At 54.8% G+C, this 7,096-nt stretch carries 11 protein-coding genes and 1 pseudogene; 6 read left to right on the top strand and 6 right to left on the bottom strand.

Translation table 11 applies throughout. From position 1 onward, the window contains the following. Positions 1 to 104 precede the first annotated feature (104 nt). The 4 genes from CF137_RS22145 (at position 105) to CF137_RS03475 (ending at position 2,077) form a co-directional block, all read left to right on the top strand. Positions 105 to 461, top strand: coding sequence for a hypothetical protein (locus tag CF137_RS22145; protein WP_193555995.1), 357 nt, complete (start codon positions 105 to 107; stop codon positions 459 to 461). Beyond that, positions 458 to 835, top strand: a complete 378-nt coding sequence (locus CF137_RS03485; RefSeq protein WP_193555994.1) for a hypothetical protein — start codon at positions 458 to 460, stop codon at positions 833 to 835. The genes CF137_RS22145 and CF137_RS03485 overlap by 4 nt, the downstream gene beginning before the upstream one ends. A 673-nt stretch (positions 836 to 1,508) precedes the next feature. Further along, positions 1,509 to 1,796, top strand: a complete 288-nt coding sequence (locus CF137_RS03480) for a CopG family ribbon-helix-helix protein (RefSeq protein WP_139424309.1) — start codon at positions 1,509 to 1,511, stop codon at positions 1,794 to 1,796. Beyond that, complete coding sequence (locus CF137_RS03475) at positions 1,784 to 2,077, top strand: type II toxin-antitoxin system RelE/ParE family toxin (RefSeq protein ID WP_139424307.1); 294 nt, start codon at positions 1,784 to 1,786, stop codon at positions 2,075 to 2,077. The genes CF137_RS03480 and CF137_RS03475 overlap by 13 nt, the downstream gene beginning before the upstream one ends. 375 nt (positions 2,078 to 2,452) lie before the next feature. Here CF137_RS03475 and CF137_RS03470 read toward each other — a convergent pair whose 3' ends face one another. From CF137_RS03470 to CF137_RS03455, 6 genes and pseudogenes are all read right to left on the bottom strand, one after another. Beyond that, entirely contained in the window at positions 2,453 to 2,677 is a 225-nt protein-coding gene (locus tag CF137_RS03470; protein WP_139424305.1) for an MbeD family mobilization/exclusion protein, read from the bottom strand. Continuing rightward, positions 2,678 to 3,133 (bottom strand): MbeB family mobilization protein, encoded by a 456-nt coding sequence (locus CF137_RS22225; protein WP_240037848.1) that lies wholly within the window; start codon positions 3,131 to 3,133, stop codon positions 2,678 to 2,680. It abuts the gene before it with no gap. Positions 3,134 to 3,503: 370 nt separating this feature from the next. After that, positions 3,504 to 3,821: pseudogene (locus tag CF137_RS22450) on the bottom strand (mobilization protein); the annotation flags it as partial. Beyond that, positions 3,818 to 3,991, bottom strand: a complete 174-nt coding sequence (locus CF137_RS21955) for a hypothetical protein (RefSeq protein WP_162511855.1) — start codon at positions 3,989 to 3,991, stop codon at positions 3,818 to 3,820. The gene CF137_RS21955 and the pseudogene CF137_RS22450, both read right to left, overlap by 4 nt. Beyond that, entirely contained in the window at positions 3,988 to 4,329 is a 342-nt protein-coding gene (locus CF137_RS03460) for a MobC family plasmid mobilization relaxosome protein (RefSeq protein WP_139424303.1), read from the bottom strand. The genes CF137_RS21955 and CF137_RS03460 overlap by 4 nt, the downstream gene beginning before the upstream one ends. Next, entirely contained in the window at positions 4,326 to 4,631 is a 306-nt protein-coding gene (locus tag CF137_RS03455; protein ID WP_139424301.1) for a hypothetical protein, read from the bottom strand. The genes CF137_RS03460 and CF137_RS03455 overlap by 4 nt, the downstream gene beginning before the upstream one ends. A 1,754-nt stretch (positions 4,632 to 6,385) precedes the next feature. Between CF137_RS03455 and CF137_RS03450 the strand changes: the two genes are divergently transcribed. Further along, complete coding sequence (locus tag CF137_RS03450; RefSeq protein ID WP_139690644.1) at positions 6,386 to 6,709, top strand: hypothetical protein; 324 nt, start codon at positions 6,386 to 6,388, stop codon at positions 6,707 to 6,709. Positions 6,710 to 6,785: 76 nt separating this feature from the next. Then, positions 6,786 to 7,096: hypothetical protein (locus tag CF137_RS03445; RefSeq protein WP_193556555.1), on the top strand; the 311-nt coding region annotated here is incomplete at its 3' end.

The following is a 7,096-nucleotide window of genomic DNA, read 5'->3' as shown; positions in this document are numbered from 1 at the left end:
AACGGCACTAACGGCACTAACGGCACTAACGGCACTAACGGCACTAACGGCACTAACGGCACTAACGGCACTAACGGCACTAACGGCACTAACGGCACCAATATATGACTAAAAAAAAACCAGCCATACATTACCATGTAAAAACAGGCTTACTTTTTGTACTTTCCACTTTTTACTTAACACCCAGCTTAGCTCAGCCATATGAACTAATAAACGCAGATATTATCACTGCTGCAAACGGAGGGAATGGAGGAATGGGAGGTAGTGGAAAACATGGTGGAAATGGTGGAAATGGGGGGAACGCAGGTAATGGTTCGGGTTCACATGGTGGCAATGGTGGTAATGGTGGTAATACCGGAAAGAATGGAGGCCATGGGGGGCACGGTGGTGTAGGTGGGAATGGTGGCGGCGGTAAAAACTCACCAGGAGGAAAAGGCGGACAAGGTGGTATTGGACAATGACCCTGAGTTCTATATTATTTTTTTGCGCACTAAATATAACCAACCTCATTGAATCACACTTAACTTCAATAAATTACTCTTTTATTACAACCAACATAACCCAAGTAAAAAATGGCAATGGCGGGCATGGAGGAAATGCCAGCGGCCATGGAAATGGAGGCAATGGGGGAAATGCCGGCAAAGGAAGTGATGGCAATGGGGGAAATGGGGGAAAAGGTGGTTCAAAAGGAGGAAATGGTGGAAATGGTGGAAATGGTAGCGGCAAAGGGAATGGTGGAAATGGTGGTGACGCTGGCCCAGGAGGGAAAGGAGGCGTAGGAGGAAAGGGAGGTAGTAATGGAGGTAACGATGGTAAAAATGGTAAAAACGGATAAAAATTAATTTCGTTACATAGGGGGCACTTCAGAATTCGGAATTTAAAGTACGGTTAGCTGTTGGCTCGGCGGTCACTTTCACAAACCTCCGTTTTTGATAGGCATCTGTGAGAATCCGTTCCTTGCCAATGCTGGCATAGAGCGTTACTTTCTCGAAAACCACTCTCGTATTGCACTGCTGAAAAAGTCGGGTTTCAAGAACCACGAAAATGCGGTTTCTAGGCCGGCGTAGCTTGCGCAAAAACGCGCCGTTACTGGGCCTCGAATGCCTTAACGTGCTTTAATTTCCGAATTCTTAGGTGACCCCTAGACGGAAAAATCTGAGATCCCGGCGTACTACCCCTTAAACATCCTTATCGTATTGCTTCATGTGGAAATGGTCATTCTTGTCACAGGGAACGATCGAGGCCAAAAATACAGCGCCATAGCCGGCGATTGCAGCCCTTTCCCACCCCCACCCAAGGCGTTGGCATGGCCACAACAAAAAACGCGCCGTAGCGCGTTTGAAGGCTGGATCCTGCGACCCCGCCACGATCTGCCCAAATGGGCGGTTTGAGACACCATCCGCGGCCCTCAACAACAGGGTGGGGCCACTGGCCCCACCCTGCCCATAGTCCCGCCACCACAACCACGCTATGATGGTATTACCACGTAATACCATCAGGAGCCGGCCATGTCCGCTACCCTCAAACCCGTCTCGGTCAAACTCGACCCAGAGACCAAAGCCAAGATCGAGCACCTGGCACAGGCCCGCGACCGCTCTCCCCACTGGATGATGCGTGAAGCCATCGCCCAGTACGTCGAGCGCGAGGAAAAGCGCGAGGCCTTCCGCCAGGACACCCTCAATGCCTGGCAGGAGTTCCAGCAGACCGGCCTCCATGCCACCGCTGCCGACGTCGAAAGCTGGCTGGCTACCTGGGGCTCTGACGTTGAACGCCCGGCACCACCATGCCACAAGTGATCTTTGCGTCAGCCGCTGTCCGTGACCTGCAGCGGATCCAGGATTTCCTCCATCAGCACAGCCCCATCGCTGCCAAGCGCGCCGCCACCGCCATCATCCAGTCCGTCCAGATGCTGGGCCAACACCCGCACAGCGGCCGGCCGGCACCGGACATGCCGGATGCCTATCGGGAGTGGGTGATTGAGTTCGGCGACAGTGGCTACCTCGCCCGCTACCGCATCGAGGGCGACACCGTGGTGATCTTGGCGGTTCGCCACCAACGGGAGGCCGGCTTTATTTAGGTAACAGTGACCAAAATTAAGGGGTGGGGCATCGTGCCCCACCCCGTTGGGAAACCCGCTCACTCATCCCAGGGAGGGCGATCTTCGGGGGCCGCCGGCATCGGCGTGTCGCCGTCACGGTTGCGGTTCTCCCGCTCCAGTAAGTACCAGTCCTTCCAAAGCTCCATCATCACCTCCGCCACAGACTCTCATGAAGGGGCAGGGCTCCCCTTACCAAGGTGGGGCAAAATGCCCCACCGGATGCCCCAAGTAGTAATAGGGGAGGCACTTGTCTCAACCAAGTGGAGCCACTGGCCCCACCTCAGTCACCATACTCTCGATCACCCCGGCGGCCACCTAAGCTCATCCCGCCACGCCGGTACTCCCGTTCAGCACTCAGGGCTTCAATTTTTGGCTCAATCGCTCGACTTGACCGCTCAAGTGCAACACCTGCTCGCTCAAGCTCCCCACGCTCTCCCGCAACGCCTGGTTCTCGGTAGAGGTGGCCTCGAACATCAGCCGCAAATCGCTGTAGGCGCTCTCCCAGGCCGCGTGCTGCTGTCTGTACCCGCCTTCCAAGCTCTCTAACGCTTTCAATAACTGCCGTTCGAGCTCTGTCATTCAGTCCTCCAGCTTCACCAGCTTCGTTTTTCCGTTGTCCTTGTTCCATCCTGTTTTCGCCGTCATCCCATCGGGTAGCACGATGAACCACCCATTCTTGTCCTGGTACAGCGACAGTCCCAAGGTATCCATCTCTTTCAAGATGCGTTTTTGCTGGGAGATCGTGTCCCAGTTTTCGGCGATCTGCTTCCCCTGGAACCACAGCACGCCCCAACTGATCCCCAACATCAACACCACCCCGATCAAGGTGCAGATCCAGCCCTTCAGCACCAGCCAACCCCACCTCCGGCTCTGGCCGTCGATAGCGGCGATTAAACTCTGATTGCTTGATCGCAACGCCCCGAGAATAGCTTTCTCGTGCTTCTCGAACTCGTTGTTCACGCTCGTTTCGATATCGCTCACCTGCTGCTTCGAGTTCTCCTCGAAGGTCTTGGCCAGCTCTAAAATCTTGCTCATACAGCGCCCCTTTCAACCGGATATTTCGCCCCCCTTCCGGGTCGGCAATGCTGATACTCTTGCGGGTTTCCCGCACCACGTTGAACCCGGCCCCTTCCAAGGTCGCCACCACCGCCGCTCGATCGGTCAGCTCACCGGCCACCGCCAGCGACAACAACCCGTCCGTGATGGCCTGCGCCGCATCTTTCTTGGCAAAGGGCAGATCACGGGGGGTCACCAGCGTCCGCTTGTTCAGTGGGTCATCCGGATCATGCAGGCCCAGCTGGGCGTTGATGACGGTCTTCCAGGCATCGATCCGGGGCCGGTCAGCCCGGTCGAAGTAAGGCTGTAGCCGCTTGCCACTCAGCAGCTCCACATTGGGCACCACGAAGTTGAGTTCGAGCCGGCCTTTGTCCTGGTGCTCCACCCACAGACAGGCGTACTGATCCCGGTCCAACCCTGGCAGCAGCGCACGCTCGAAGCTGTCCATAAGCTTATCCTTGTCCTCCCGGGACAAGTCCGCTTCCTGGAACGACAGCACGCCGCTGGTGTACTTCTTGGCGTAAGGGCTGCTGTCGATCAGCGCTTCGATGATCGCCGGGTCTCCCCGATCAAGGGTCGCCCCTTCCCGCGCACCATCCTGGCCCAGCAGGTACCCCACCGGGCCGCTACCACGCCCCACGCCACGCGCATGAAACTTGACGATCATGACTCACGACACAGCCAGACGGTGCCCACACTGAGCGCCTCATCGTGTTCCTGGTACACGTCCCCACCTACATCGAGCCCGTCCTGCAACAACCGCAAGCTCCACCCCTGATCACCGGGGAGCCGGGTCAAGGTGTAGTCGTACTCGGCCACGCCGCTATCGTTAATCACTCTGCCTCCTTTGACGGCCCTGACAGCACCTGCAGTGCACGCTCCATCGCCATCAACACCCCGATCACCTGGACCCGCTCAAGCGCCCCCCATTCACCGCTGTTTACCCGCCGAGCCACCTGATTGAGGTTGTTGCCGATCCCGGCCAACTGCCGCAACAAGGCCGGATCGGCTTTGGGTACCGGTGTGCGCCGTCTGCCAGGCGCTTTACCATCACCCAGGCACTGCCCGCGCATCCATTCCGCCAAGCGCTCCTCCCCACTCAAGGCCTTGAGCTGGGCAAACTCCGCATCAGTGGCCCTGATCTTGATCACCCGTTCGCGTTTGGGCACGGTCATTTTTGGTCACCGTTACCGAAATAAAGCTGGTCTACCCACGCGGCATGAACCGCATCATATAACCGGGCCACAACCTCCGGAGCGAGGGACGATGTGCGACCCTCTCGCAGGTTCAGCAGGAAGGTCTCCAACTCGCCGCAATCAGGGCGATTTAAGGTAACGGTGACCGTTTTTTGCCGCTGCCGTTCGCGATAGGCCGCTTGCTTGGCCGCAGGACTCAGGGCCTTGCCGGTTCGCGGGCGGCCACGCCGTTTCCCACTGGGCAGCAAGTCCAACGTCTGGTCGTCTCGTTCGTCCTTCATCCCATCACCTCAATTACGGTAACTGTGACTATATGTGTGTCCTGTCCGCTGACCTGGAGAAGCCCGGAACGGAGTTCGCTGGGGCGGTGGATGCAGGGGGTTTCGGGGGCGGCACGCCCCTGAACCAGCTTCACAGAGGAACCGACGACGCGAAGCGGCTAAGGGCCCTCTGTGTATGCTGGCTTAGAGTCAAGTTTGGCATAGGCGAAAGGGTTTGTAACTCGGGTTTTTGGAGCTATTTAGAGTAACAGTGACTTTAATGCAAAGAGGTAGGCAGATCGCTTGAATAGAGGTTTAGAAGAAAGAGGCGTGGGGGGTGATTATGCGTGCCAAAGGAGAGAGAAAAACCGGGCGAAAAGGATGTCGGCAAGCCTCCTCAGTCAGCAAGCTCTCCTATCCTTCGCTGCGCTTCAAGATAGGAGAGCCCTCCTACAGGCCACTTCTATTTGAGGTGGTTTTACAGGATGAACTCGCCTTGCTCCGGACTATCGAGACTGCTTGCGGCAGCTCCCTCTCACGCGCTCCAGAGACACACCCCGTCCTGCTGCTATCTGCTTTAGCCCCCGCCTGTTGGCCGGGCTGCCGCGCCGTTTTTTAAGAGCTGGCCGTGGTTGGAACCCCGTTACGCTCTGAGTGCAGATGCCCCAGGGGTGCGAGTCCTGGGAGGCTGTGGTGCGCGATTACACGCTTGGGCAGTATGTGAGATATCCCCGTTCTGCCCGACCTTCACACCCGCTACGGCAACAATCACTTGCGTCCAATCCGAGCGAATACGACAAAGCGCCAAAGGTGAAAGCCTTTGGTAACAGGGTTCGAGAGAGGGTTTGATACTTGAACAGCGGGCCGCACGCGGCTAAACTGAGGGGGTACTTTACGGTATCTGCTTCCTCTCACCGAAGCTGTTACCCACCGGATTCCAAGGCCGGCAAGCCAAGGAACACCGGGCAAAGAACCCACCTTACGGTGGGTTTTTTGTTTCTGGCTAGCAGGTTACGCTGGATCCGAGGATCCGATCAAGATCATTTGGGGGTCGCTTAAAAATTCGTAAAAAATCGTACGCTAAGCATCTGTCTACCAATTCTTAAGATTCAAGATACCGAAAGAAAAGCGTATTCCGTATCCATTAAATCGGTTTGAGCAGTAGTAGCTCCAAATCGACTTTTTAGGAATTGTACTGCCGGCACCCGCAGACTGCTCACGAAAACCCGCGCTGTTGCGGGCATTGAAATTCCTTAGCGTACGATCTTTTCCTTTTTTCTGAGACGACCCTATTTGAGCCGCAGAGAAGGATCCATTGCACTAGTAAGAAGACCTCAAACAAAGCCCATCTTACCTAGGTTGTTTCCAGTAGTAGGGGTCAACTCACGAAACGAGCGTATCTGTATGCGAAGGAATAGATATCGAGGCTGAGACCGCCCAATGCCTGGCATTGCCGCTGTCATGCTGGAGTGTACCTCAGCTTGGCGTCAGGCAGACCGGGCGAAGTGCGTCAGAGTAGAGCAGCTTCCAGTTTTTCCTAACGCTCCCAGCGTTGTCTCTATGGCTTAAACCTGACAACTAGCGCACTTGGTGTAAGATTTTTTCCGTTTCACGATCAGAGCCCTATTGACTAACATTTTTTTTTGAATATATTCAACCCGCCCCATAGGGGGACCCAAGAGAACCCAAATATAAAGACGGGTTAACACAAACAAGGAAGAAAATGATAACAAAAATTGCAGTGCCAGCATTATTGATTTTTGCATGCGCATCCCATGCAAATTCTTTTGAGGAAAGTTCATTTTCTTTTAATGACACTGGTAGCATATTGCTTGCTGGCAACGGTGGCAACGGTGGCCCCGGTGGTCACGGTGGATCAGGAGCAAATTCACCAGGTGGTCATGGTGGTAATGGCGGTAATGGTGGTGGTGATAACGCAAGCCACAACGGAAACCATAGCGGAAACAACAGTGCCAATGGCAATGGCACAGGGAACGGAAGCGGCAATGCCAGTGGAAACAGTGGCGGCAAAGGCGGCAGCGGCAAAGGCGGCGGTGGCAAAGGCGGTGGCGGCAAAGGCGGTGGAAAGCACTAATTAAAAAACAACGATAGCCATGACACTATTAACATAATAGCGTCATGGCAACAAACATATAAAGCAAGATGAAATATCCAATGAAAACTTTATTTATGGCAATAATACTTTCATCGCAATGCATTGCAAATGCAAATGCAAATGCATTTGAAAACTTTTCTAGCAACCACCGTAATCAAATGCAAGCTGCAAAAACCACGCAACATCAAAGTTCAATTAAAAAAGATCATTCCAGCCACAATAATGGATCAAACAAGAATACTGATGGCAACGGTGGCAACGGTGGCAACGGTGGCAACGGTGGTAACGGTGGTAACGGTGGTAACGGTGGTAACGGTGGTAACGGTGGTAACGGTGGTAACGGTGGTAACGGTGGTAACGGCACTAACGG

This window comes from Aeromonas sobria, from assembly GCF_006243315.1.
Taxonomy (GTDB): domain Bacteria; phylum Pseudomonadota; class Gammaproteobacteria; order Enterobacterales; family Aeromonadaceae; genus Aeromonas; species Aeromonas sobria_A.
The sequence above is the reverse complement of the archived record's forward strand: the minus strand, read 5'-3'. Positions and strand labels throughout refer to the sequence as shown.